The 22,981-nt window shown below is 58.7% G+C and carries 18 protein-coding genes and 7 pseudogenes; 16 read left to right on the forward strand and 9 right to left on the reverse strand.

Going from position 1 to position 22,981, the window contains the following annotated elements:
• Nucleotides 1-81 precede the first annotated feature (81 nt).
• Nucleotides 82-396, reverse strand: a pseudogene (locus BMW90_RS24915) (IS6 family transposase); the annotation flags it as partial.
• A 339-nt stretch (nucleotides 397-735) separates the two neighbouring features.
• Between BMW90_RS24915 and BMW90_RS24920 the strand changes: the two are divergent.
• Nucleotides 736-1,468, forward strand: a pseudogene (locus tag BMW90_RS24920) (IS256 family transposase); the annotation flags it as partial.
• A 468-nt stretch (nucleotides 1,469-1,936) separates the two neighbouring features.
• On the opposite strand, the gene BMW90_RS24925 reads toward BMW90_RS24920, so the two are convergent.
• On the reverse strand, nucleotides 1,937-2,824 hold the full coding sequence (locus tag BMW90_RS24925) for a LysR family transcriptional regulator (protein WP_074840345.1): 888 nt from the start codon (nucleotides 2,822-2,824) through the stop codon (nucleotides 1,937-1,939).
• 106 nt (nucleotides 2,825-2,930) lie between these two features.
• Between BMW90_RS24925 and BMW90_RS24930 the strand changes: the two genes are divergently transcribed.
• The 6 genes and pseudogenes from BMW90_RS24930 (at nucleotide 2,931) to BMW90_RS24955 (ending at nucleotide 9,253) form a co-directional block, all read left to right on the forward strand.
• A complete protein-coding gene (locus BMW90_RS24930; RefSeq protein ID WP_074840347.1) occupies nucleotides 2,931-4,511 on the forward strand; it encodes a sulfatase in 1,581 nt (526 codons plus the stop codon).
• Between the two features lie 36 nt (nucleotides 4,512-4,547).
• Nucleotides 4,548-5,549, forward strand: coding sequence for a tripartite tricarboxylate transporter substrate-binding protein (locus tag BMW90_RS24935; RefSeq protein WP_074840349.1), 1,002 nt, complete (start codon nucleotides 4,548-4,550; stop codon nucleotides 5,547-5,549).
• Nucleotides 5,550-5,561: 12 nt separating this feature from the next.
• Nucleotides 5,562-6,053, forward strand: coding sequence for a tripartite tricarboxylate transporter TctB family protein (locus BMW90_RS24940; protein ID WP_074840351.1), 492 nt, complete (start codon nucleotides 5,562-5,564; stop codon nucleotides 6,051-6,053).
• A 10-nt stretch (nucleotides 6,054-6,063) separates the two neighbouring features.
• Entirely contained in the window at nucleotides 6,064-7,590 is a 1,527-nt protein-coding gene (locus tag BMW90_RS24945) for a tripartite tricarboxylate transporter permease (protein ID WP_074840353.1), read from the forward strand.
• Nucleotides 7,591-7,707: 117 nt separating this feature from the next.
• A complete protein-coding gene (gene tnpA / locus BMW90_RS24950) occupies nucleotides 7,708-8,127 on the forward strand; it encodes an IS200/IS605 family transposase (protein ID WP_074840355.1) in 420 nt (139 codons plus the stop codon).
• A 94-nt stretch (nucleotides 8,128-8,221) separates the two neighbouring features.
• Nucleotides 8,222-9,253, forward strand: a pseudogene (locus tag BMW90_RS24955) (IS110 family RNA-guided transposase).
• Between the two features lie 300 nt (nucleotides 9,254-9,553).
• On the opposite strand, the gene BMW90_RS24960 reads toward BMW90_RS24955, so the two are convergent.
• Nucleotides 9,554-10,513 carry a 2-dehydro-3-deoxygalactonokinase gene (locus BMW90_RS24960; protein WP_074840357.1) on the reverse strand — a complete coding sequence of 320 codons (960 nt, stop codon included), beginning with the start codon at nucleotides 10,511-10,513 and terminating at the stop codon, nucleotides 9,554-9,556.
• 129 nt (nucleotides 10,514-10,642) lie between these two features.
• Here BMW90_RS24960 and BMW90_RS24965 point away from each other — a divergent pair, with 129 nt between their 5' ends.
• On the forward strand, nucleotides 10,643-11,323 hold the full coding sequence (locus tag BMW90_RS24965; RefSeq protein WP_074840359.1) for a GntR family transcriptional regulator: 681 nt from the start codon (nucleotides 10,643-10,645) through the stop codon (nucleotides 11,321-11,323).
• Here the strand turns inward: BMW90_RS24965 and BMW90_RS24970 are convergent.
• The 3 genes from BMW90_RS24970 to BMW90_RS24980 are packed head-to-tail and all read right to left on the reverse strand — an operon-like array spanning nucleotide 11,320 to nucleotide 14,061.
• Nucleotides 11,320-11,949: a 2-hydroxychromene-2-carboxylate isomerase gene (locus BMW90_RS24970; protein ID WP_074840361.1), complete on the reverse strand. Its 630-nt coding sequence runs from the start codon at nucleotides 11,947-11,949 to the stop codon at nucleotides 11,320-11,322. The two genes, BMW90_RS24965 and BMW90_RS24970, sit on opposite strands and share 4 nt — an antisense overlap.
• 3 nt (nucleotides 11,950-11,952) lie before the next feature.
• Nucleotides 11,953-13,449, reverse strand: coding sequence for a tripartite tricarboxylate transporter permease (locus BMW90_RS24975; RefSeq protein WP_074840362.1), 1,497 nt, complete (start codon nucleotides 13,447-13,449; stop codon nucleotides 11,953-11,955).
• Nucleotides 13,450-13,461: 12 nt separating this feature from the next.
• Nucleotides 13,462-14,061 carry a tripartite tricarboxylate transporter TctB family protein gene (locus BMW90_RS24980; protein ID WP_083416211.1) on the reverse strand — a complete coding sequence of 200 codons (600 nt, stop codon included), beginning with the start codon at nucleotides 14,059-14,061 and terminating at the stop codon, nucleotides 13,462-13,464.
• A gap of 287 nt (nucleotides 14,062-14,348) precedes the next feature.
• Between BMW90_RS24980 and BMW90_RS24985 the strand changes: the two genes are divergently transcribed.
• The 5 genes and pseudogenes from BMW90_RS24985 (at nucleotide 14,349) to BMW90_RS25010 (ending at nucleotide 19,945) form a co-directional block, all read left to right on the forward strand.
• A complete protein-coding gene (locus BMW90_RS24985; protein ID WP_074840366.1) occupies nucleotides 14,349-14,801 on the forward strand; it encodes a thiamine pyrophosphate-binding protein in 453 nt (150 codons plus the stop codon).
• Nucleotides 14,764-15,826, forward strand: a pseudogene (locus tag BMW90_RS26225) (IS256 family transposase); the annotation flags it as partial. The gene BMW90_RS24985 and the pseudogene BMW90_RS26225, both read left to right, overlap by 38 nt.
• 445 nt (nucleotides 15,827-16,271) lie before the next feature.
• The gene (locus BMW90_RS25000; RefSeq protein WP_074840372.1) at nucleotides 16,272-17,255 is read left to right on the forward strand and encodes a tripartite tricarboxylate transporter substrate binding protein; all 984 of its coding nucleotides are present in this window, start codon (nucleotides 16,272-16,274) and stop codon (nucleotides 17,253-17,255) included.
• A gap of 173 nt (nucleotides 17,256-17,428) precedes the next feature.
• Nucleotides 17,429-18,361, forward strand: coding sequence for a tripartite tricarboxylate transporter substrate-binding protein (locus BMW90_RS25005; RefSeq protein WP_074840374.1), 933 nt, complete (start codon nucleotides 17,429-17,431; stop codon nucleotides 18,359-18,361).
• Between the two features lie 105 nt (nucleotides 18,362-18,466).
• Complete coding sequence (locus BMW90_RS25010; RefSeq protein ID WP_074840375.1) at nucleotides 18,467-19,945, forward strand: sulfatase family protein; 1,479 nt, start codon at nucleotides 18,467-18,469, stop codon at nucleotides 19,943-19,945.
• Nucleotides 19,946-20,104: 159 nt separating this feature from the next.
• On the opposite strand, the pseudogene BMW90_RS25015 reads toward BMW90_RS25010, so the two are convergent.
• From BMW90_RS25015 to BMW90_RS25020, 3 pseudogenes are all read right to left on the reverse strand, one after another.
• Nucleotides 20,105-20,344: pseudogene (locus BMW90_RS25015) on the reverse strand (IS256 family transposase); the annotation flags it as partial.
• 79 nt (nucleotides 20,345-20,423) lie between these two features.
• Nucleotides 20,424-20,524: pseudogene (locus tag BMW90_RS27375) on the reverse strand (transposase domain-containing protein); the annotation flags it as partial.
• Nucleotides 20,525-20,594: 70 nt separating this feature from the next.
• A pseudogene (locus BMW90_RS25020) lies at nucleotides 20,595-20,981 on the reverse strand (DDE-type integrase/transposase/recombinase); the annotation flags it as partial.
• 26 nt (nucleotides 20,982-21,007) lie between these two features.
• Between BMW90_RS25020 and BMW90_RS25025 the strand changes: the two are divergent.
• The 3 genes from BMW90_RS25025 to tnpC all read left to right on the forward strand — a co-directional run.
• The gene (locus BMW90_RS25025) at nucleotides 21,008-21,418 is read left to right on the forward strand and encodes a transposase (protein WP_074840377.1); all 411 of its coding nucleotides are present in this window, start codon (nucleotides 21,008-21,010) and stop codon (nucleotides 21,416-21,418) included.
• Nucleotides 21,412-21,765 (forward strand): IS66 family insertion sequence element accessory protein TnpB, encoded by a 354-nt coding sequence (tnpB, locus tag BMW90_RS25030; protein WP_074840379.1) that lies wholly within the window; start codon nucleotides 21,412-21,414, stop codon nucleotides 21,763-21,765. Before BMW90_RS25025 ends, tnpB begins: the two co-directional genes overlap by 7 nt.
• A gap of 54 nt (nucleotides 21,766-21,819) precedes the next feature.
• A partial coding sequence (gene tnpC / locus BMW90_RS25035; protein WP_074840383.1) for an IS66 family transposase occupies nucleotides 21,820-22,981 on the forward strand: 1,162 nt, incomplete at its 3' end.

Consider the following 22,981-nt stretch of genomic DNA (forward strand, 5'->3'; position numbering starts at 1 on the left):
TTCCTTGGAGATCGTCATGCATGCTTCCTTTCGAAGAAGCATGGACCGGATCACTCATACACAGAAGATCTGACACTCTCCATCCAGGACAACACCGTCCTGATCGACGGCACGCCAGAGCCGGAATGACCGGCCCGCGATCTTCACCACGACGTCATCCAGATGCCAGACATCGCCGGGGCGGGCCTGTCGGCGGCGCAAGTTGCGCGCAATCAGCGACCCGAGCTTGCGGGTCCAACGGCGGACCGTTTCGCAGGAAACGTCGATGCCTCGTTCCAGCATCATTTCCTCGACCTCGCGCAGGCTCAGATTGAAACGGACATAAAGCCAGACCGCGTGAGCGATGATCTCGGGCGGGAAGCGGTGGCGTTTGTAGCTGATCGAGGGTTGGGTCATGCATTTCGATTACGCTGATGTCGGCACACCGACAACCGACGCCGAGTTTACGTGACAACACCGCCTTTTGCGACCGCTGCGCTGTGGTGATGGACCTCTGCAATTCCGAACGCCCCCCTTTGCCGAGACCGGGCCGGAGTCTTTCGCCGCCTGCTGGAAAATTTCCCAATGACAACCACACCTCTGCTTGCACTGAGCTATGGCTGAATCCGGTGTTTGGGCGGTTTGAAAGCTGGCGGTGCATCTGGTTGGTTTGATGTCGCCAAACAAACCACCAACCATCGAGGGCGCACCACCATGACTGACGCTACCATCATCGAATTTGCCGGTTGAGACACCGTGTCGGACCCGCTGACGGATCTTCTGCGCAAGGGCGCGCGGGAGCTTCTGCAAACGGCTGTCGCGGCGGAGCTGGATGCTTTCCTGACCGAGTTTGCGAAACATCGCACTCCGGAGGGCCGGGCTGCAGTTGTTCGGAACGGACACCACCCCGAACGCGCCGTGCAGACCGGGATCGGCCCGGTCACGGTGCAGATCCCGAAGGTGCGCTCGAAGACGGGCGCGCCGGTGACGTTCCGCTCGGCGTTGGTCCCGCCTTACATCCGCAAGGCGAAGTTGATCGAGGCGGCGCTGCCCTTGCTGTATCTCAAGGGCATCTCTACGGGCGAGATGGGCGCGGCACTCAAGGCGCTCCTGGGCCTGGATGCGACCGGCTTCTCGGCCAAGACAGTGGCGCGACTGAAGACACAATGGGGGCCGAGTACGACGCCTGGCGCAAGGCCAATCTTGGCCGAGATGAATGGGTCTATGTCTGGGCCGATGGGATCTACAGCGGCTTGCGCGGCACAGATGACCGGCTCTGCGCCTTAGTCGTGATCGGCGTCAATGTGCGCGGCGAGAAGCATTTCTTGGCCATCGAGGACGGCGTGCGGGAAACACGCAAAGCTGGCGCGAGGTCCTGCTGGGGCTCAAATGCCGCGGCCGCAACGCTCCGAAACTGGCGGTCGGCGATGGAGCCATGGGCTTTGGGGCGGCTCTTGAGGAAGTCTATCCCACCACCCGGCAACAGCGGGTCACGTCCGAGAACGTTCTCCAATCGCCTTGGTCAAGTGCAGTTCTCTTGACACGAAAGCTGCTGGTTGCACTTTGGCGATTTGTCGTTGACGGAGAGGTCCCGCAAAGAGCGACAATGAAACCAGCGGCATAACAGTCAACGAGATCGGGCCGCTCTGCGACGGCAAGCGGCCTAGTGACCGAGGGAACGTCGCCGTTGTCCGGTGTGGCACCAACAAATTCCGCCTTCACAGAGTGGCGCCGTTCTTTTGGAACTCTCCGGTCCCGAACGCGGGACAGTGGGTGGGACTTCGTCCCGCCGGATGTGAGGTTTGCAGACAGCGTCTGCCGAAAGAGAGTCCGCCACGGGCATGAGCAAATTGGGCTATTGACCGAAGGATCATCATGTGAGGCCGGACACATGAAAGCAACCGATCACCGCAACCGACAAATTCAACCCTTGCCATAGGCGGCGTCCACATATGAATCAGACACGTACCTCATCGAAGAACCGCCTCACGGTCTTGACCGCCCCGAACCCCAGCGAGCTTTTCCTCGCATAGACGCCCGCGTCGCGCCGCGGCATGCCCTTTTCCACCGGACGGATCACCAAGCCGTCCTTCTTTACGAACCGCTCAAGTTGCAGCGGGGCAGACATGATGAAGCTACCGCTTTTGACCAGCTGTATGCCCGTGGTGAATGACGTCGTCCGGATGGTTATCAGGGAACTCTTGCTGCCCTTGGGCAGCGTATAGGTCTCGATAGAGCGTTCCGTCACCGGGTCGGCGACGAAACTGACCCAGTCATAGTGTTTCAACCGGCCCGGATCGACGTTTTCTCGCTGGGAATTCGGATCATCGGCGCGCATGACGATCCCGTGCTCGATCTGCAAGACAACGCTGGTCGAGATCGACTCGTCTATCTTGTCCTCGGGGATCATGCCAAGATAGACGTCGATGTCGCCGGACATCAGTTGCGATGCCGGTTCTTCGTTGTCCATAGTTCTCAGATCGATCGTCAAGCCGGGATACGTTTGCTTCAGCATCCCGATCAAGGGTGCCGCCCAGTTCAAGTAGAACACCGGGCCCGCGCCGATCCTGAGGTTGGAAAGACCGGCAGAGGCGATGGCTGAGATCTCGTCCTTGCCGTCCCGGTACTCGCGCTCGATCCGCGTGGCCCGCACCATGAGAAGCTTGCCGGCCTCGGTCAGGGACATGCCGCGATATTCCCTAAAGAAAAGCGCAGTGCCCAGTTCATGCTCCAGATTGGAGATCCGTTTCGTCACGGCGGATTGCGCGACGTTCAGCTCCTTGGCGGCCGCGGTGGTCGTGCCGCTGCGCGCAATGGCGAGGAACGCCCTGAGTTGCTTGTCCATATGGTATTCCTTTAGGAGATTAAACTAGCGCCACACTGAATTTTACAGACTAGCATGTTTTGCGCAACGATAGGTTCAGATTGCAATTCTCCGGGGAGAGAGCTTGATGAGAACCGTTTTCGTGCTTTTCGATTCATTGAACAGGTTGGCGCTTGGGGCCTATGGTGGCACCTCAATTGCCACGCCCAACTTTGATCGGTTCGCGAAGAAATGCGTGACCTTCGACAAGCACTATGTCGGCTCTCTGCCCTGTATGCCCGCGCGGCGCGACATGCACACCGGCCGGTTGAATTTCACCCATCGCAACTGGGGCCCGCTGGAGCCGTTCGACGAAAGCTTTGCCAGAACTCTCAGCAAGAACAGCGTCTACACGCACCTGATCTCCGATCATTTGCATTATTTCGAGAACGGCGGTTGGGGCTATGCAAATGCCTTCGACAGCTGGGATTTCGTGCGTGGACAGGAATACGACGCGTTGAAGGTCATGGTGCGTCCGCCTGTTGAACGCTATCGCGAAAAGTTCGATGAGAGGCAGTACAAGCTGGACGGCCTGCCCGAGACCGGCGCGATCACGTGGAACAATGCGCCCCGCCCGGCCGTGAAGAAGCTGCGCGGTGCGATCAGCCAGGACCAGTTGACCGAGGAAGCCGACTTTCCGACGGCCAAGTGCTTTGCCAGGGCCTTCGATTTTCTTGACACGAACCGGGCCGAGGAGGACTGGTTCCTGCAGCTCGAATGCTTCGATCCGCATGAGCCTTTCGTGGCGCCCGAGCGTTTCAAGGCGGCGTATGACACGGGCTACAACGGCAAAATCCTCAACTGGCCAGCCTATGAGCGAAACAACAACTCGCCGGAAGAGGTCGCGGCCGTTCGCGGCAACTATGCAGCGCTTGTAGCCATGTGCGACGATTACTTCGGGCGGCTCATCGATTACTTCGATGAACATGATCTGTGGAAGGACACCGCGCTGGTCCTGACCACCGATCACGGGTTTCTGCTGTCCGAACATGAATGGTGGGCCAAGAACCGGATGCCCTATTACGAGGAAATCAGCCATATCCCGTTGATGGTCTGGCATCCCGACCATAACACGGCATCCGGCACCCGACGGCAATCGCTCAGCCAGACCACGGATCTGATGCCCACGTTCCTTGACATCCACGGCTGCGAGGTGCCCCAGACCGTGACCGGCGGATCCCTGCTGCCGCTGCTGGGCGAGGATACGAGAAGCCGAAAAAGTCAGGTCTTCGGCATGTTTGGTGGGCCGGTCGGCGTGACAGACGGGAGGTATGCCTATTACCGCTATCCCGAGGACCTCACCGCCGCAAACCTGCATCTTTACACACTGATGCCGACCCACATGTTGGAGCATTTCGATATCTCGGAACTGCAATCAAGCGAGCTGGTTCCGGGATTCAACTTTACCAAGGGCGCGCCGACGCTGCGGATGAAACTGGACCCGAAGAACACCCAAGTGGGTCAGGATGGCGACACGCTGGAGGATTGCGAAACCGCGCTCTACGACCTATCGGCCGACCCCCGGCAAGAGACACGCCTGAACGATCCAGCCGTCGAAGCACGGCTGGAGGCCGAGATCGCGTATCACTTTGCGCTGCACGACGCGCCGCCGGAACTCTACACGCATTTTGATCTGACACCGCCGGAGGTCGCGCTGGCAGGAGAATGACACGCAACAAGAACTGAAGTTTAATGGGAGGAAAACATGAAACTCACGAAAACACTCAAGGGTGGCCTTGTAACCGGGACCCTTATGGCGGCTACTGCCACCGCGGCGCTTGCGGAATTCCCCGAGCGCAACATCGAGATCATTCACCCCTGGGGGCCGGGCAACGCCATGGCGATGAGCCAGGTGGTCGCCAAGGCCATGGGCGAGGAACTGGGCACCGACATGCCTGTGATCTCTCTGCCGGGTGCGGCGGGCACCAAGGGCCAGACGACAGCGATGGGCAAGCCCGCCGATGGCTATACCATCTTTGACGGCTACGTGGCGCCGCTGGTCCTGCAGCCCATCCTCGGCAACGCGGACTGGAACTTTGCGGATTTCAAACCGCTGAGCGCCGCTGTCGCCAATGCCCTTGCCATTGCCGGTCAGGTCGACGAGGAGCGTTGGTCCTCTTTCGAGGAGATGATGGCCTACTGTCAGGAAAATCGCGGTGACTTGCGGTATTCCTCCGGCTCGCGGAACAACCTGCCGCACATGGTGATCGCGAAGGTGCTGCAATCCTACGATTGCGTGGCCCAGAACGTACCCTACACGCAGGACGGCAACGTCTTCAAGGATCTCGGCTCGCAGGTTCTCGACTTCGCCTTCATCAACGTCGGCAACTATCGGTCGAACCCCGACAGGGTGAACATCCTGCTGGTGCTGTCCGAACTCGAAAGCTCGAAAAAGGCCTATGACGGCGCGCCGACCATCGGCGAGCTGGGGGTTGATCTGGGGCTTTCAAACCTCGGCCCGATGGGGTGGACATGGTGGATCGTCCACCCGGACACGCCCGACGACGTGACCGACACGCTGCGCGGTGCGATGGAACGCGCCATGGCGCGCCCGGAGGTGATCAAGGCGATCGAGGCGATCGGCTTTGTCCCGCTCGACTGGGATCACACCCAGTACGAAGAGATCGTTGGCTCGGTGGATGCACAGCTCAGCTCGATGGGCAACGCGCTGGCATGGGAAGAAGAAGAGCTTCGCAAGCTCGACTAGGGGGACAGCACGATGGTTTCGTCCAGAACGCTCAACATCGCCGCTCTCGGGTTTCTTTTCGCTGTCATCGTGACCGTCTTCTGGCAGATCGAAACGACCTTCAAGGAACAGGGGATCGCCAGTGGCGGTCCCTATGACAACGCCGCCGCATATCCGCGCACAATCGCGATCCTCATCGGGGCGCTGCTGGTGGTCCAGCTTGTCACCGAACTGCTGCGGCGCGGTGACCGCGCACCCGCCAAGGATATCGCGCGGTCGGACCTGCGGCGCGCGGGCCTGATGCTGGCGGTGTTTGCGGTGTATCTCGGCGGCTTGACAACCGTCGGATATCACCTTGCAACCGCGCCGCTGATCTTTGCGATCATGTGGATCTGCGGGATGCGGAATGTCTTGAAACTGGCCCTCGCCGCGATTGGCATTGCCACCGGCTTTGCCTTCCTTTTCGAAGTCTTCCTGAATGTCGTGCTGCCGCTTGGCATCTGGGACATCTTCATTCCATGGTAGGAGCCTCCACGTGATCTTCGAATTCCTCTCTGCCGGGCTTGATGTCCTTCTGTCACCGCTTGCTCTGGGCCTGACCTTCATCGGCATCGTCGTCGGCCTGATTGTCGGGGCCATGCCGGGGCTGGGCCCCTTGATGGGCATCATCCTGTTGCTGCCCGTGGCCATCGGTCTGCCGCCCGTCGCCGCGATGGGGTTTCTGATCGGGATCTTCGTGGGCGGCTCTTGCGGCGGGGCGGTATCCGCCATTCTGCTGCGCATCCCCGGCACACCGCTGGCGGCGGCCACGCTCTTTGATGGCTATCCGATGGCCCAGAAGGGCCGGGCCTCGGATGCCATCGGGATCGCCATCACCAGTTCCGCCATCGGTGGGCTGATCGGAGGCGTCGTGCTGGTGTTCTGCGCCCCACTTCTGGCGCGCTTTGCGTCGAATTTTGCCCCGCCGGAATACGCCATGTTGGCGATCATGGGGCTCTTTGCCATCGTCGTGATCTCGGGCGGATCGGTCGTCAAGGGGCTGCTTGCCGGCAGTTTCGGGTTGCTGATCGCGACGGTCGGCACGGATTCTTTCTCGACCGGACTTCGGTTCACCTTCGGGTCCAACAACCTGTTGAACGGCTTCCACATCGTGGCCGTCGTTGTCGGGCTGTTCGCAATTTCCGAGATGGCCGCGCAGATGCTTGGCCGCGATCTGCTGAAGACCCCCAATGTGAAAGTGGCAAGGCCCGGGCTGCGCACCGTTGCCATGACGCTGAAGCACTCAGTCAACCTTTTGCGGTCCTCGGCGATTGGCACCTTCTTCGGCGCGATCCCCGGGGCCGGTGGGGTCATCAGTTCGTTCACCAGCTACGCCGTGGCCAAGGCCGCCGCCAAACCCGACGAGAAATACGGCGAAGGCGCAGAAGGCGGTGTGGTTGCGACCGAAGCGGCGAACAACGCCACCGTCGGGGGCACGCTTGTCCCGACCCTGTCGCTGGGCATTCCCGGCGACGCCTCCTCGGCCATGCTGCTGGGGGCGCTCTTGATCCTCGGCTTCATTCCCGGACCGGCGATGTTTGAAAATAACCCGGACGTCGTTGGCGGCATCTTCATGGTGTATCTGGTGTCCAACGTCTTCCTGCTGATCGCGGGCATCCTTGCGACACCGCTGTTCGTCTACGTTCTGCGCGTCCCGAAAGTCTATCTGATCCCCAGCATCCTGCTCCTGTGCTCGATCGGGACCTTCGCGCTTCAGTCATCGGTCTTCGACTTGCAGATCATGCTGACCTTCGGCTTCATCGGCATTCTCTTTCGGGCGGCTGACTATCCGCTGGCTCCGGTCGTCATCGGGATGATCCTCGGACCGATCCTAGAGGCGAACCTGCGCCGCGCGCTTCTGATTTCGCGTGATGGCTACTGGATTTTCGTGGATCGCCCGGTCTCTGCCACGCTTGTTGTGATCAACGCACTGCTTCTCGTCGCAATGGTCTATCTAACCTTCAAACGGCTAAGCGGTTTAAAACAAGGCGAACTGCAGAAAGCGATGTCTGTGGAAGAGTAACGCTTGGTAGCGTCCCAACGGGCATTGCCATTTGTGGACAGCCCCTATTTTGCAAGAGTTTTCTATCCATTGAATGGAACGAAGCCACCGGCTTCCAGCCGGTCCGCTTCAGCCTTCATGAGCTATTCTAAAGCCAGCCATACCACGTTTCACCATCGGTATCGCGTCGTCTGGGCCACGAATTATCGGTTCAAGGTTCTGCAAGGTGTGATGCGGGAACGTCTTCGCGAGATCATCCGCCAAACCTGCGCGGAACTCGACGTGCACATCGTCAAGGGCGTCGTGGCGCGTGACCATGTCCACATGTTCATCAGTGTGCCGCCGAAACTGGCCCTCGCCACGGTCATGCAACGTATCAAGGGTCGCTCTTCGCGCCGGGTCCAGATGGAGTTCCCCGAATTGCGAAAGCGCTACTCGGGCCGCCGGTTCTGGGCTCGTGGATATTTCTCGACCACTTCGGGAAACGTAACCGACGACATCATACTTCAGTACCTCGAACTGCATGGAAAACGTGATGCTACCGGCGTCAGCCGGTAGATGGGGTGGTTGCCGCCCATCTCCGACGGCATCGCAATGTGCCAATGTGCCAATGTGGCGATGTTGAAACCCACGACAGGAAAGGACGGCAACCATGACAGAGAATATGATGATCGGGGTGGATCTGGCAAAGAACGTTTTTCAGCTCCATGGCGCTTCAAGTGCAGGCGGCACGATGTTTCGTAAGTAGCTGACACGGGCTCAGTTCCGGCTCTTCATGGCGGATCAGCCCGCGTGCCTTGTGGTTTTCGAAGCCTGTGGCAGCGCCAGTTACTGAGCGCGGGAAATGACGGCGCTTGGCCATGAGGTGAAGCTGATCGCGCCGCAATATGTGCGCCCATTCGTGAATCGGCACAAGAATGACCGTGCGGATGCTGAGGCTATCGTCATTGCCGCACGGCAGCCTGAAATGCGCTTCGTGGAGCCGAAGACGACTGAGCAACAGGCCAAGGCAGTGCTTTTTCGCAGCGGGGAGCGACTTGTCCATCAACGGACGGAACTGGTGAATGCCCTTCGGGCTGTGCTCTATGAATACGGCCATGTCATCCCCAAAGGGATCGGGAAGCTCGGAAATGTTCGGGATATCGTTGAGGAGCCCAATAGCGACCTCCCGGAACTGGTGCGGGAAGAGTGCCGGGATCTATTGGAGCAGATCGCCGAGAAGTCGAGCTGGATCGATAAGAAGGCCACGAAGGCAAAAGTGCTTGCCACAGAAACGGACATGGCCCGTCGCCTGCAAACGATGCCAGGCGTCGGTCCCCTGACCACATTGGCGATCGAGGCCTTTGCGCCAGCGATGGAGAGCTTCAAATGCGGGCGAGATTTTGCGGCTTGGTTGGGGCTTGTTCCGCGCCAGCATTCGTCGGGAGGAAAGGACAGGCTTGGACGAGTTTCCAAGGCCGGGCAGGCAGATATCCGACGCTTGCTGATCATCGGGGCGATGTCCCGGCTGAACTGGATCGGGCGGAAGCCTGTTCAGCCGGAATCCTGGCTCGCGCGCATGCTCGACCGAAAGCCGAGAATGCTTGTCGCAATCGTCTTGGCCAACAAGATGGCTAGGGCAATCTGGGCCATGTTGACCAGGAAGCAGGATTATCAGGTTCCGGCACCAGCAATGACCGCATGACGTTAAAACAAGCGACGGTCTTGCGCTGATGCCAACGATGTGAGAGAGCGATGACCAGAATGGGCAAATGATCGAACAGAGCCGGATCGGGAAAACCAGTTGAACCACTTGAGCCGCAAAGCTCGGCCGGTAGATTTGGACCCGCTCCGCTCATCATCATCCCGGCCCGCGGCAACGGAAAAGCCGCAAATCAGAGGCCTGACACAAGACCGCAATCGATCACAGCACCAATGGGTCAGAAAGCTCTTGCATTAGCGGCGGCAACCACACAAGTGGTTCACTTCGGGTGTTTCGGTGTGGTCAGACCAACGCTCGAATGGCGGGTTGTTCTGCGCCCACATCGGCAGCCTTGTTGATCGCCCGGCATCCGTTCAAAAACGCGCTTTCAGCATCGACTGTCACCACTCTCTGGCCGAATTCACGTAGTGCGAGGTCGTAAGCGCGCATAAGTTGGGTGTCAGACGCTAGATACACTGCAGTCTCAGCCTGAATATCAAGCGCGTCAATCGCGGCTCGAGTCTCTGATCCGATAAGAATGCCAGATAGCCGCGCTGCGTCACGACACGGCAACGGACCGCCGCGTGCCACTGCTTCGGTGCGGATGGAAAAGATGAGCTGCATGAGATTTAGTTCGGTCCGGGCCATAGCAAGGCCCTCTCGGAAACCTGCGGCGTCAAAGCAGCTTGGGGATTGCTCCACCAGTCCGCGAAGGGTGCTGTGTTTTCCGACGATTTCGAACATCTCGCCGGTCATGAAGGTCGATATCCCCGCGATTTTGGAGTCCTGAATGTCAACCCACTTTGAATGTGACCCGGGCAGGCAGATGATCGCGTCTTGCTGTTCAAGCATTGCAAACGCGCCGATCGATTGGACCTCTTCACCTCGCATCATTCCTGCAGGTCTCTTTGGTTGATGCGACAGAACTCCGGGGACGATCCGGACATCATGAAATCCTTCTGCAGAGACATTGACCAGGTTGTCGGCAATGTCCTTAGCGTCACAGGGCGCTGGAACGAGTGCGACTTCACGCCATCCCATCTCGCTTCCTACCATGCCCGCCATTAAAACTCGGGTTCCGGCACTAAGGACGTCCCAATCAACCGCCATCGCACGTAAAATACCAGGACAGGCCCCATTTTCAATTTTTTTGATCCCCTGGGGGGTGTACCTTTGAGCGATAATCTTGCCGCTCGCGTCTAAAAGATACGCTCGAAGGTTGGACGTTCCCCAATCAACAAAGATGGAATGTGTCGGTGCCAAGCGGTGCCTCTGACTAAAGCTGTAGATGTGATCTCAGATCACGTTTACACAAGGGACTGACTGCGTCAAGCTAGATTGATAGTGTGAGTTGGGACGCTCAGGCTTCATAGGGTTACGGAGACGATTCGCATGAGTATAAAACAAGTCAGCCTGAAACCGGTTGTTCACCGCGCAGCAAACGAACTTGTCTATGAGAGCGTACGCGACGCAATTTCTGGCGGGCAGTTCGAGCCGGGCGAGAAACTAAGCACACGCAAGATCGCGGGCGAGTTGGGTGTTAGCCAGATGCCGGTGCGCGAGGCGTTTCAAAGGCTGGTAGCCGAAGGGGCAATGGTCAAGCGCGAGAATCGGACCATTACGCTACCGGAGCTCACTCTCAAGGAATTCAAGGAGTTGACTGAAATCCGGTTGTCTCTGGAAGGACTGGCGGCAACTCGCGCAGCGAAGCATGCAAACGCCCGGCAGAAAAAACGCCTCCGGGCTTTGGTGGAGCAAATGGATGAGGCGGTCGCCGCCGATGATCGTGCTCGGCATCTGGTGGTGAACCGAGAATTCCACTTCCAGATTTATGAGGCTGCGGATTCGGGTGCGCTGTACGACATGATCGAGTTGCTCTGGTTGCGTGTCGGGCCGCTTCTGCGGTTGAACGCAAAGCGAAGAGACACGGTGCTCAGGGCGGACAAGTGGCATGCTCAAGCGGCGGCGGCGATCGAAGCCGGCGATGGAGAGCAGGCGGCCAACGCCATTCGCATGGACCTTTCGGAGGCCGCCAAAGTCGTGACGTCGTCGATGCTGGAGCGGTCTACCTAGAGTAGCTGCTGCCGTAGCCGCCAAGCCAGAACTGCCACGCGGTCCTGCCCGTAGAACGGCTCATTGTTCCATACCATAACCGGGACACCCCAGTGTCCGGCGGCTTCCAGTGCCTCAGTGTTCTCCTGCAATCGGCGCGCGATTGGATCGGGGTGCTCTGACAGCTCCGCTACCAGATGCGCTGCATCCAGGCCCACGTTCTTTATGCAATCGCTTAGAGCGTCTTCTTTGCTCCAGTCATCCTCCTTGGCGAAAATTGCGACGGCAAATTTGTCAGCGAGTTCGAGAGATTTGCCAAAAGAGTCCGCCACCACAAGCAACCGGGTCAGAACATGGGCATGCGTCTCGCCGTCTGGCCGCGCATCGAGTGGGTCCGGCAAGGGGCTGTGGAAGGGCAGGCCGAGCATCTTCGCAACGCGAGCGGCGTCTATGAAATTGTAGCTGGCTTTTGCGCTTCCGGGCGGCCCGTGCTGTCCCGGACGACGCAAACCCATGGGATAGACCGGCCTTAGCACGAGTTCGAGCGGCAGCTCTTGCGCCAAAAGGCGCAGGCGATGCAGGGCTAGGTAGCAATACGGCGAGCGGACTGACCAGAAAAGGTCAACCCGCGCATGATTGTCCGCCATTCCTTAAGATGCCTTCGGCGTCGCCATGCGGTTGCGGCGCGCGGTTTGAATGAGTGGGATTAACAACAGGATCAGGGCGATGATCGTGAACATCAGGGGCAGGGGCGTAGTTACGATGGGCGAAGGATCCCCGTTTGTCATCATTAACCCGGCCCGCAGCTTTTGCTCGGCCAGTGGTGCCAGGACAAAGCCTATAACGAAGGGCCCAAGGGGAAATCGTCCCAACTCCAGCAGCAGCCCGACCACACCAAAGGCCAGCATGACCCAGATATCAAAGAAGGTGTTGTCCAAGGCGAATGCGCCAAGAATGCAGCACGCCATAATGACCGGCAGGACGAAAGTCCGCGGCAAATACATCAGTTTAGCGATCCACCTAACCATGCCGGTCATCATGCCCCACATTACGAAGTTCGCGATGAGATATGAAATCATCATGCCGTAGACGATGTCTCCGTTAGTGATGAACAACGTCGGCCCCGGCTGGATAGAATGGATCATCAGCCCGCCGATCAGAATTGCATCAATGACCGATCCAGGTATGCCCATTGCTATCAAGGGTACAAGCGCTCCGCCAACGGTTGCGTTGTTGGCTGCTTCAGAGGCGACAATCCCCTCTTCGGAGCCGTTGCCGAACTCTTCCGGCGTCTTCGAGATATTCTTTTGTGTTGTATAGGCAATGATCGACCCGATCGAGGCGCCGATGCCGGGCAGTATGCCAACCCAAGTGCCAATCAGCGACGATCTAAAAATGTTGCCGAAGAAGCGCCTCAAGTCGGAGAATGAGAGCAACACGCCGCTCATGTCGACTTCTGCCTTTTCTGGGGCGTTCTTGATCTGCAGGCAATCGCGCAGGATTTGACTGATCGCGAAAACGCCGATTAGGACCGGCAACAGTTTGAAGCCGCCGTTGAAGATGTGCATGTCAAAGGTCAGCCGGAGCTGACCGACTGAGGGGTCAACGCCCGGCATCGAGGCAATCATGCCGAGAAGGCCCGCGATCAATCCTTTGACAAGGCTCCCTTGGCTAACCGATGCGATCAGCACCATCGCCATCATGATGAGCGTGAAATACTCGAACGGGCCGAACCGCGTGGCCCAGATTGAGAGTGGTTTAGTGATGGTGAACAGCGCGATAGCTGCAATCAGACCGCCAACAAGCGACGACGTGATACCCAGTCCCAGAGCGCGCCCCGGTCGACCTGCACGCGCCATCGGGTAGCCATCAAACGTGGTCATAACGTTCGAGGGAGTGCCGGGCATACGAAGCAAGGTAGCGGTGATCAGCCCGCCCGAGATCGAGCCTACATACATCGAGACCAGTAGAACAACCGCGTTGAACGGACTCATGTAGAAGGTCAGCGGCAGAGTGAGAGCGATTAACATCGAGCCGGTCAGGCCCGGGATCGCGCCGACCGTGATGCCGAGAAAGGTTCCGAGGAACAAAAAAAATATTGGCCAGAAGCTCATCATCTGGATGAATGCGTCGGAGAGGGCGCTCATCGGTCTACTCCTCTAGAACCATACGGGAAGATCGACGACGAAGATGCGCGTAAAGACATACTTCATCCCAAACCCAAAAGTTATGCCAGTAATGGCCGCCGGCAGGATCGCCGCGCGACGTCCGTGTTCCAGCGCCATGACGCCCGCGAAAATGAAAGCGGCCATCAAGATGCCGAAGTCGATGGCGCGTGATTGGAAGAGAGTGGCGGCTGCGATTGTCAGTGTCGTCATCGACATCCCGGCGAAAAGGTCGGGCGGCAACTCGCTTGCCTCAGGTGCCGGCTTCGACAATGCTCCGAGTGCGACGAGAACACTCAATCCGATCACCAACAGCCCAAGAACACGCGGCATGAAGCCGGAACCGAGAGGTTCGAACGATCCCGGCGGCAGTTCAAGCGCATCGTAGACGAGAATCGAACAAGCCACCACGATCACGCTACAGGTGAGGACGTCCCATCGCGGCGTTTTTCGTAAAGATGTGTTCATTGTCTTGACCTCGAAGTGAAAACTAAAAATGGAGGGCGATCTCTGAAAAATCCGCCGACTGGCAATGTGGGTCAGCTGGCACTCAGGGAGAGTTCGGTTGGCATTGATCAAACTGGCATCTGGCATCTGGTACGCTGCGATCCGCGAGCGTCGTATTGGCCGGAGCTGAGTTTCGGAATGACGTGGTTCTCGAGCGCACACGACGGCGGGTACGGACGATTCTTGTGTGATAGCTTCGCGCACTTCAATCCTCACAATTTGCGATCTGCGATCTCAGTTTACTGACGCTATCGAAAATCCTGTCATCTGTCCAGAAAAAGAAATCCTTAAGATATTTCTTGCCATACACCTCTTACGATGCGATCTCAGATCGCAATACAAATGGCTGAATCTCACTTTCTAGGAGCTCTCAATTGCGATCGACTTCCAATGTCACCTCCCTCACGACCCAGCAAACTGAATCGCAATCCGGGGCAACCTATCTGGCTGATACCATCGCATCGATGGGATGCGAGCACGTCTTCTTCGTCGATGCGGTGTTGCGTGAAACCCTAATCGAGCTTGAAAAGCGCGGCATTGATCGCAACCTGGCGCATACCGAGAAATCCGCAGTCTACATGGCCGATGGATATGCGCGCGCGACAGGGCAACTCGCCTTCGCCATGGCGCAATCAGTCGGGGCGGCAAACCTGGCGGCAGGTCTTCAGGATGCCTATCTCGATCGTGTCCCACTTGTGACGGAGAAACGCGCGAGAGTTGGTGATGCGCTGAGGGGCGGCATAACATGGCGGTGTTCAGACGCCGTCAATTCTCTGCAGAGAAAGGGTTATGCCACTGCCAGAGACTACCATCGCCACACTGCCTGATCCATCCGGATTTTCCCCGGACCCATTGACCGATGTCATCCGGGATGGGGCCCGCAAGCTGATCGAACAGGCGATCGAAGCGGAACTGGCCGCGCTGATGGCCTCATTCGCCAAAGACAAGCTCGAAGATGGCCGCGCCAGATTGGTCCGGCACGGACATCTGCCGGAGCGTGAGATCCTGACCGGCGTGGGCCCGGTGCCGGTGAAGGTGCCCCGGATGCGGGATCGCGGCCCTGGCGAGGACAAGATCACCTTCTTGCCCAGCATCCTGCCGCGCTGTCTGCGCAAGGCGAAATCGGTCGAGGAGTTGCTGCCATGGCTTTACCTCAAGGGCGTGTCGACCGGCGACTTCAGCGAAGCCTTGGAAGCGTTGCTGGGCCCGAATGCCAAGGGGCTGTCTGCCAAGACGATCACACGGCTGAAGACTGATTGGGGACCGGACTACGAGGCCTGGCAGAAACGCGATCTCAGAAACGGGCGCTTTCTGTATGTCTGGGCGGATGGCGTCTATTTCAAACCGCGGATGGCAGAGGAAAAACAATGCGTTCTGGTGATTGTCGGTGCCGATGAATATGGCCGCAAGGAATTTCTGGCCATGACCGACGGCTTCCGCGAAAGCACCGAGAGCCCCCTCTCGGGGTTTGCGGGCAAACCCCTGCCGGTCGACGGGACGTGAAGTATTGCTTGATCTCAAGCGGCGCGGCCTGAAACAGGACCCCAAGCTGGCTGTCGGTGACGGTGCCTTGGGGTTCTGGACAGTCCTGCGAGAGGTGTTCGCCTCGACACGGGAACAACGCTGCTGGGTCCACAAGACCATGAATGTGGTCAATGCGCTGCCCAAATCCATACAGGCCAAGGCCAAGGGCCATTTGCACGACATCTGGCAGGCAGAAACCCACGCCGAGGCTGAGGTCGCTTTCGATTTCTTCGTCGAAACCTATGGTGTGAAATGGGACAAGGCGGTCGCCAAACTGGTCAAGGACAGGGACGCGCTTCTGACCTTCTGCGACTACCCGGCCGAACACTCTCATGATCGCAGTCAACGGTTTTGTTACGCAGAGCCGACCGGCCAAATCGCCGGAAGCGAGATTTTATAGAGCAAGGCTGGGGGTGGAACTGAGACGACGGTTGAGCACTCTCATGCGCGGGTTCGGGATATCTTGAGCATGGGCAAGAGAAGCTGCGCATTTCGACACGGATCCGCACGGTTTCGTCGAAATTAGCCTTGCTGTGGTCGATGCGCAGCTCGGGCGGTTGGGGTTGGATGGTCCCAGACGCATCAGTTTTTGATCCGCAGTTCCCGGTACCCGAGTCAATTTGGCGGCAAAATAGAGATCGCCATCCACATAATTTCATCTATAAATCAGTACTTTAGAAGAGTGCAATAATATTCTGTAGACAGACTTTATATCCGAAGCTACGCTTTGATAACTGAGATCACAGATCGCAAATTTTTGACCTGGAGGAAACATGAAGCATAAATTCTTGACGATCGGGGTCGCCGCGGTAGGCGCGCTCTTCGCGACTTTTGGAGAAGCGCGGGCTGACTGGCCGGAGAAACCGATCAAGATCACAGTGCCGTTCAAGGCCGGGGGAACGTCCGATCAGATCGCACGCAACTTTCAAGCCGCAATCCAAGAAGAAGGGCTGCTGGACAAGCCTTTGACTATCATCAACGTCGGCGGACACTATTCCATCGGTGCCCGCCAGGGGAAAGATGCTGCGCCGGATGGCTACAACTTTTTTCTGATGCACATCGCGATGATGGGTGGCGAGGCCACCGGCGCGATGGATTTCGGTTGGCGCGACTTTGAGCCGGTGATTGGTACAGGCTCGTTCTGCAACCTGCCGGTGGTGCGCAAGGACAGTGGATATGACTCGATCAGCGATCTGTTGGCTGCGGCCAAGGCGGCCCCGGACTCGCTCATCTTCGGCGCTAACCTGAACGCAATCAACCATATGGCTGGCGTCATGATGGAAGGCCTCGAAGAAGGCGCGAAGTTCCGCTACGTTCAAACCGGTGGCGGACCTCCGAACTTCGCGGCTCTCACGGGTGGCCAGATCAATGCGTCCGTGATGTCCGGTGCCGAGGTCATGAAGTTCGCTTATTTGCCGGACGGCTCGGAAAACCCCGACTCGGCGATCAAGGCCCTTGCCTATGGAGGGTCGGAGCGCAACGCGGCGCTTCCCGATCTGCCGACCTTCAAGGAGCTAGGCTATGACTTCGATTTCTGTGTGACAAGTTGGTGGTTCGCGCCGAAGGGCACGCCACAGGAAGCCATAGATGGCATGGCCGATGCACTCGAAGCGGCGGCCGCCACGGGGCGTGTCCAGGAGTTTTGGCGGACGAAGGTCTTTGAACCGAAGATCGTTCGTGGCGAAGCCCTAACAACCGACTTGGAGGAAACTTGGGACCGGATCCAGCCAATAGCATTGCAGACGATGAAGAAGTAATCGTCACAAGTTGCCCCCCGTTTTTGGGGGGCAACCCCTACCACGGCGGATATGTCGCTCGCAGCCTGCTCACCATTTCACGTACCGCGTCGCTGATCACTTTGTACGGGTCAGCATCCTGTCGGAAGTTCACGAAAACGAGGCGCGTTTGAAGGCAACAAAGGGAGGACCATATGATAAGTCTACTTACACTTGCGGTTCTCGCTTCGGTCGACGCAAACTCTGCCGTTGCCGAAAATTGGCCGACAAAAGCCACCAAGATGAAAGTGCAGTTCGGCGCCGGCGGCACAGCGGATCAGTTGACTCGTACCCTTAACGCTATGGCGAAGAACGATATCCTTGGTCAGCCGCTCACGATCATCAATGTCGGCGGTCACTGCTCAATCGGCACGCACCAAGGCAAAGAAGCCGATCCTGACGGGTACAACTTCGTTATGGGCACTATCGCCACGATGGGCAGCGAGGCGTCAGGGCAGCTTGATTTCAGCTGGCGCGATTTTGAGCCGGTGGCCGCAACTGGTGCTATTTGCACGGCACCGCTTGTAGGCAAGGGCAGCGGCATAAAAACTGTCGACCAATTGTTGACAAAGCCGTCGCGAAATCGGACGACACGGATTGTCGGCGCTAACCTCGGCGCGACCAGCTATATGGTCGGCATCATGCTTGAAAGGCCGAAGCCGGACGTCAAGTTCCGCTTTGTTCGGAAATGGGGCGGTGCGTCCAACTTCCAGGCGTTGACCGGTGGCCAGACCGCTGTGTCGGTTCTGTCGTCGGCCGAAGTCGTGGAATTCGCACTTCTGCCGGACGGCGCGGAAAATCCAGACTCGGCTATCCACCCGCTTGCTACGATCGGCGGTGAGCACAATGCCCTCTTGGGCGATTTGCCGACGCTGAAAGAGCTTGGCTATGACGTTGAGTTCTGCATCACAAACTGGTGGTTCGCGCAGAAGGATACGGCGCAAGAGGCCATCCATAGCATGGCTAATGCACTGGAAGCCGCCGTGCAAACGCCCGAGGTGCAGAATTTCTACGGGGAGCGCGTCTTCTCTAAGATCTACAGCCGTGGCACAAGCTCAAAGCGGAGCCGGCTGACACATGGGCCGTGATCCAGCCCATCGGCGCCAAGACAGCTAACAAATAAAGCAGACGAGGCTCATTGGACCTGCGCGCCATATGCGGCCTCTGGCTCATCACATTAGGGACAAGACGTAATGATCAACCGGCGACCGAACATTCTGTGGTATTGTGCGGACCAGATGCGATCCGACACTATTGGCGCTTTGGGCAATCCATACATTCGGACACCCAACCTTGACGCACATGTCGCCCGTGGTACGGCGTTTGAGAACGCGTATGTGCAAAGCCCGGTCTGCACGCCGAGCCGGGCGAGCTTCTTGACTGGTCGATATCCGATGTCGACGCGGGTCTATCGCAACGAGACAGTATATTTTCCGCCGAATGAGACGCTGGTGACCAAGATACTGGCCGACGGCGGCTATCGAGGTGGTTTGGTTGGCAAGCTGCATCTGAATGCAGCGATCCGCCGACAGGAACAGCGGGTGGAGGATGACGGGTACGATTTCTTTGCCTATTCGCACCTGCCAAGCTCGGCGGATCATGGTGTGCGGAATGACTATCACACTTGGCTGAAAGAAGAGCGCGGTGTTGATCCCGAAGCATTGTTTGCCAAGCAGATGGGCTTTATCGCACCGGGCGTTCCGGCTGAACTGCATCAGTCGACATGGTGCACTGACATGGCCATGCGGTTTATTGACGAGAGCGGCAATCAGCCGTGGTTTTTAAGCGTGAATCCGTTTGACCCGCACCCACCATTTGATCCACCACAGGACTATCTCGACCGTTACGATCCCAAGGCTATGCCGGCGCCGCTGTTCCGTGAGAGCGATCTGGAGAGACAGAAGATGTTTGAGAACGTCAGTGCGCAGACGACGCAGGCGTTTGATCCGACTGACACAGGAACAGAGAGTGACTACAGTGATCAGGCGGAGCGTAGCTATCGCCCTCCCCCGGGTTACGACGGCCGGGCGGCAAAAGCTGCGTACTATGCGATGATCGAGTTGCTGGACGAGCAATTCGGGCGGCTTGTCGAACACTTGGAACAAATCGGCCACCTCCACAACACGATCATTATTTTCATGAGCGATCATGGAGAGTTGTTGGGCGATCATGGGTTGATGTATAAAGGCGGGCGGTTCTTCGAGAGCCTTGTTCATGTGCCGATGATCATTTCCGGGCCGGGCTATGCTGTGGGTCAGAAGTCCAAGGCTCTGGTCGAACTGGTGGATGTGGCGCCGACACTGTTGGAAGCGGCGGGGCTTGAGATACCCGAGACGATGCAGGGGCAGTCGCTTGTGCCGATATTGAGGCAAAACGGCAAAGTCACCACACATAAAGAAACCGTCTTCTGCGAGTATCATGACGGGGTCTACTACAGTCAGGCCGACCAACGGACCTATGCGACTATGACGTTTGACGGTCGCTACAAGCTGGTCGTCTATCACACCCATGACATTTGCGAGCTGTTCGATCTGGAGGCAGATCCGGGCGAGTTCACCAATCTCTACTACGATGGCGCGTCAGACGAGTTGCGGCACAAGTTGATTTACCGTCACATGAACCGTGTGGCGAATGCGTCAGATCAGGGCGTTGCAAGGGTGATATACGTATGAGTAGGAAAATCCAAGCACTGACGTTCGATACGGGCGGCACAGTCCTCGATTGGCACAGCGGGTTTCGTGATGGCTTTGCGGCGGCTGGCGCGCGACATGGCGTTGAACGAGACTGGAGCGGCTTGGGAGCTATGAGGTGTTTTGGGTGACGCGGCCTGATCAAGCGGCGCGGTTTTCGGCGTCGGCTTCTGCGACACCATCGGTGAATGTGACGCCTACTATGAGCATTGGCAACCGGTTCGCGCCCTTCAGCCGGCGCCATGTCTTCGCGGCGGTCTGAACGAGCTTGAATACCATGAGCTTCACAGGCTTCTGCGACAGCGCACCCTTGGTCCGCACGGTCCTGTGCCGGACGATGGCGAACACACTTTCGATCGGGTTGCCTGTGCGCAGGTGATCCGAAAGCGCTGTCTGAGTCGGAAAGCTCCAGCTTCTGGCGGTCCAACGTTGGGGCTCAGAGCAGAGCAACATTGGGCTTTCAGCTTGACGGCTGGAAGCTCCAGGGGGCAGGTCGTCGGTGCGGGTTTTCGGATGGCCGGCGGCGATCGCTTCAAGCGTAGATTTCAGGTAGGCGAAGGGGGCTTTGTCAGCTTGTTCTATCGCGCCGTGACAAACATCGGCATCACCATCATGTGGTCATTTCAGCAGCCTAATCGTTCCACAGGCTGAACGCATCAGTCCGAGAGTGGCGATAGGAAATTGCGGAGAGGCGATGGCGCTTCGGACAGAACAAGGTTGCGGTCTGATCGTGAACGGAAAGAAATCTCTGCGCTTGGCGCGAAGATTTGAAGCGGCCCATGATCTTTTCTCGTCGCCTTGTGTGTCGATGCGAGGCTTCTGACCGGTTGTTCAACTCCTTGTGCGAGCGGTGCTCGACGCTCGGGTAAAGCCCCCGGACGGCGACACCATAGCTGCGGAGCTTGTCGGTCACGATGACCCGCGGCACGCCCCATCGCCGCACCAGTTTTCGAAGAAATGTAAGCGTCGTCTCGACCCCACGTTGCTGCTGATGGCTTCGGCTGCGAAGTGATCTCCATCTCATGATGGGGAGTGCGTTTCGCAATGTGCGCTACAAATTCGTTTCTCAAATCGCTGGGCGTCGAGATCTACGCGTCGGGTCATCGTCGGTGGCCGGATGAGGCAAAAGCCTTGGCCGTCTCGATGACCCTGGAAGCTGGAGCGACTGTAAATGCCGTAGCGGAGCGGTTTGGCATTCTGCCCAATCAACTTTCGGCGTGGCGACGAGAGGCCAAACAGGGCAAGCTGGTGCTGCCTGCAGCCGAAGTCGAGGAACCTGTCTTTGCGCCGCTCGTCGTCTGCGAGGTCGCCGAGGAGGAAGCGCGTCCGAAGGTAACTTCGCAGGCGGCCCCGATCAGGATCATTCGGGGGGCTGTTGTGATCGAATTGGCGCATGACATGCCCGTCGCCCGGGTCGCGGAGATCGTCCACGCGCTCGAGGCGCATCCATGTTGATGCCCTCGCAGGGTGTGCGGATTCTGGTGGCGACGAAGCCGGTCGACTTCCGCAAAGGCCATGACGGTCTCGCGGCCCTGGTCCAGTCTACTCTGGCGGAAGATCCGTTTACCGGAACGGTCTTCGTCTTCCGCTCGAAGCGCGCCGACCGAATGAAGATCCTGTTCTGGGACGGCAGCGGGCTCGTGATGGCCTACAAACGGCTGGAAGAGAGCACCTTCACCTGGCCTGCGATCAGGGATGGGGCCATGACGCTGAACCGGGCACAGTTCGAGGCCCTGTTTGCCGGCCTGGACTGGCGCCGTATACGATTGTTGGAGGTGCGCAGACCAGCTGTGGCAGAGTGACTCGCCCCAGGGAATGATAGGGCATCGACGCATTTGGCGCGGTATTATCCGCGCATGTCCAGCACCTCGCCCATCGACCTTTCCGCGATCCCCGAGAGCCAGCGCGCGGCCGTGCTGGCGCTGCTTCAGGAGAACGACGCGTTGAAGGATGCCAACCGGCGGCTCGAGCATCTCGTGGCTGAGCTGAACCACGTCGTGCATGGCAAACGCTCGGAGAAACTGAGCGAGGACGACCGGCAGTTGGCCTTCGAAGACCTGCAAACCGCAGTCGCGGAGGTCGAGACCCGCAAGGAGCAGACCGCGTCATCCACCAGGACCCCGCGCGCGACACGGCAGCGCAATCTCGGCCATCTGCCCGCGGACCTGCCGCGCATCGAGCGTGTCATCGAACCGGCGAGCCTTGAGTGCCCGTGTGGCTGCGGCCGCATGCACCAGATCGGCGAGGATCGGACCGAGCGGCTGGACATCGTGCCGGCGCAGCTTCGGGTGCTGGTCGACATCCGGCCGAAGTATGCCTGCCGCATCTGCTCGGATGGGGTCATTCAGGCTGTCGCCGCACCCCGGCTGCTCGAAGGCGGGCTGCCGACCGAAGGAGCCATCGCACATGTCCTGGTGTCCAAGTTCGCGGACCACCTGCCGTTTTACAGACAGAGCCAGATCCTGGCGCGCTCCGGCATCCAGATCGACCGCAGCACCCTGGCGGACTGGGCTGGCACAGCGGCCTTCCACCTCGGCCCCGTGGTCGACCGGCTGGCGGAACACATCAAGTCCTCCGGAAAGCTGTTCATGGATGAGACCACGGCTCCGGTCCTCGACCCCGGACGCGGCCGAACCAAGACCGGCTACCTCTGGGCCCTGGCCCGCGATGATCGCGGATGGGGCGGAGAAGACCCGCCCGGTGTGGTCTTCACCTACCAGCCCAGCCGCGCCGGCGCCCACGCGGAACAGATCCTTCAGGGGTTCGACGGTATCCTGCAGCTCGACGGCTACACCGGTTATGACCGGCTGACGCGCCCGTCCCGCAACGGCGGCGCGCCGATCACGGTGGCCCACTGCTGGGCACACGCGCGTCGCAAGCTGAAGGAGGTCTTCGACCGCGACGGCTCGGAAATCGCCGCCGAGGGCCTGCGCCGGATCGCTGAGCTCTACCGCATCGAGGCCGAGATCCGGGGCTTGGGCCCGGGCCAACGTCTGTCGGCCCGTCAGGCCCGCAGCG

It is taken from the genome of Marinovum algicola (assembly GCF_900109145.1).
Taxonomy (GTDB): domain Bacteria; phylum Pseudomonadota; class Alphaproteobacteria; order Rhodobacterales; family Rhodobacteraceae; genus Marinovum; species Marinovum algicola.

Bases quoted from the DNA above. Each gene is read 5' to 3' on its own strand.
- BMW90_RS24925 (WP_074840345.1), bottom strand. From the start codon at position 2,824: ATGGACAAGCAACTCAGGGCGTTCCTCGCCATTGCGCGCAGCGGCACG.
- BMW90_RS24930 (WP_074840347.1), top strand. From the start codon at position 2,931: ATGAGAACCGTTTTCGTGCTTTTCGATTCATTGAACAGGTTGGCGCTT.
- BMW90_RS24935 (WP_074840349.1), top strand. From the start codon at position 4,548: ATGAAACTCACGAAAACACTCAAGGGTGGCCTTGTAACCGGGACCCTT.
- BMW90_RS24940 (WP_074840351.1), top strand. From the start codon at position 5,562: ATGGTTTCGTCCAGAACGCTCAACATCGCCGCTCTCGGGTTTCTTTTC.
- tnpA (WP_074840355.1), top strand. From the start codon at position 7,708: ATGAGCTATTCTAAAGCCAGCCATACCACGTTTCACCATCGGTATCGC.
- BMW90_RS24965 (WP_074840359.1), top strand. From the start codon at position 10,643: ATGAGTATAAAACAAGTCAGCCTGAAACCGGTTGTTCACCGCGCAGCA.
- BMW90_RS24970 (WP_074840361.1), bottom strand. From the start codon at position 11,949: ATGGCGGACAATCATGCGCGGGTTGACCTTTTCTGGTCAGTCCGCTCG.
- BMW90_RS24975 (WP_074840362.1), bottom strand. From the start codon at position 13,449: ATGAGCGCCCTCTCCGACGCATTCATCCAGATGATGAGCTTCTGGCCA.
- BMW90_RS24980 (WP_083416211.1), bottom strand. From the start codon at position 14,061: ATGCCAGATGCCAGTTTGATCAATGCCAACCGAACTCTCCCTGAGTGC.
- BMW90_RS25000 (WP_074840372.1), top strand. From the start codon at position 16,272: ATGAAGCATAAATTCTTGACGATCGGGGTCGCCGCGGTAGGCGCGCTC.
- BMW90_RS25005 (WP_074840374.1), top strand. From the start codon at position 17,429: ATGATAAGTCTACTTACACTTGCGGTTCTCGCTTCGGTCGACGCAAAC.
- BMW90_RS25010 (WP_074840375.1), top strand. From the start codon at position 18,467: ATGATCAACCGGCGACCGAACATTCTGTGGTATTGTGCGGACCAGATG.
- BMW90_RS25025 (WP_074840377.1), top strand. From the start codon at position 21,008: ATGTGCGCTACAAATTCGTTTCTCAAATCGCTGGGCGTCGAGATCTAC.
- tnpB (WP_074840379.1), top strand. From the start codon at position 21,412: ATGTTGATGCCCTCGCAGGGTGTGCGGATTCTGGTGGCGACGAAGCCG.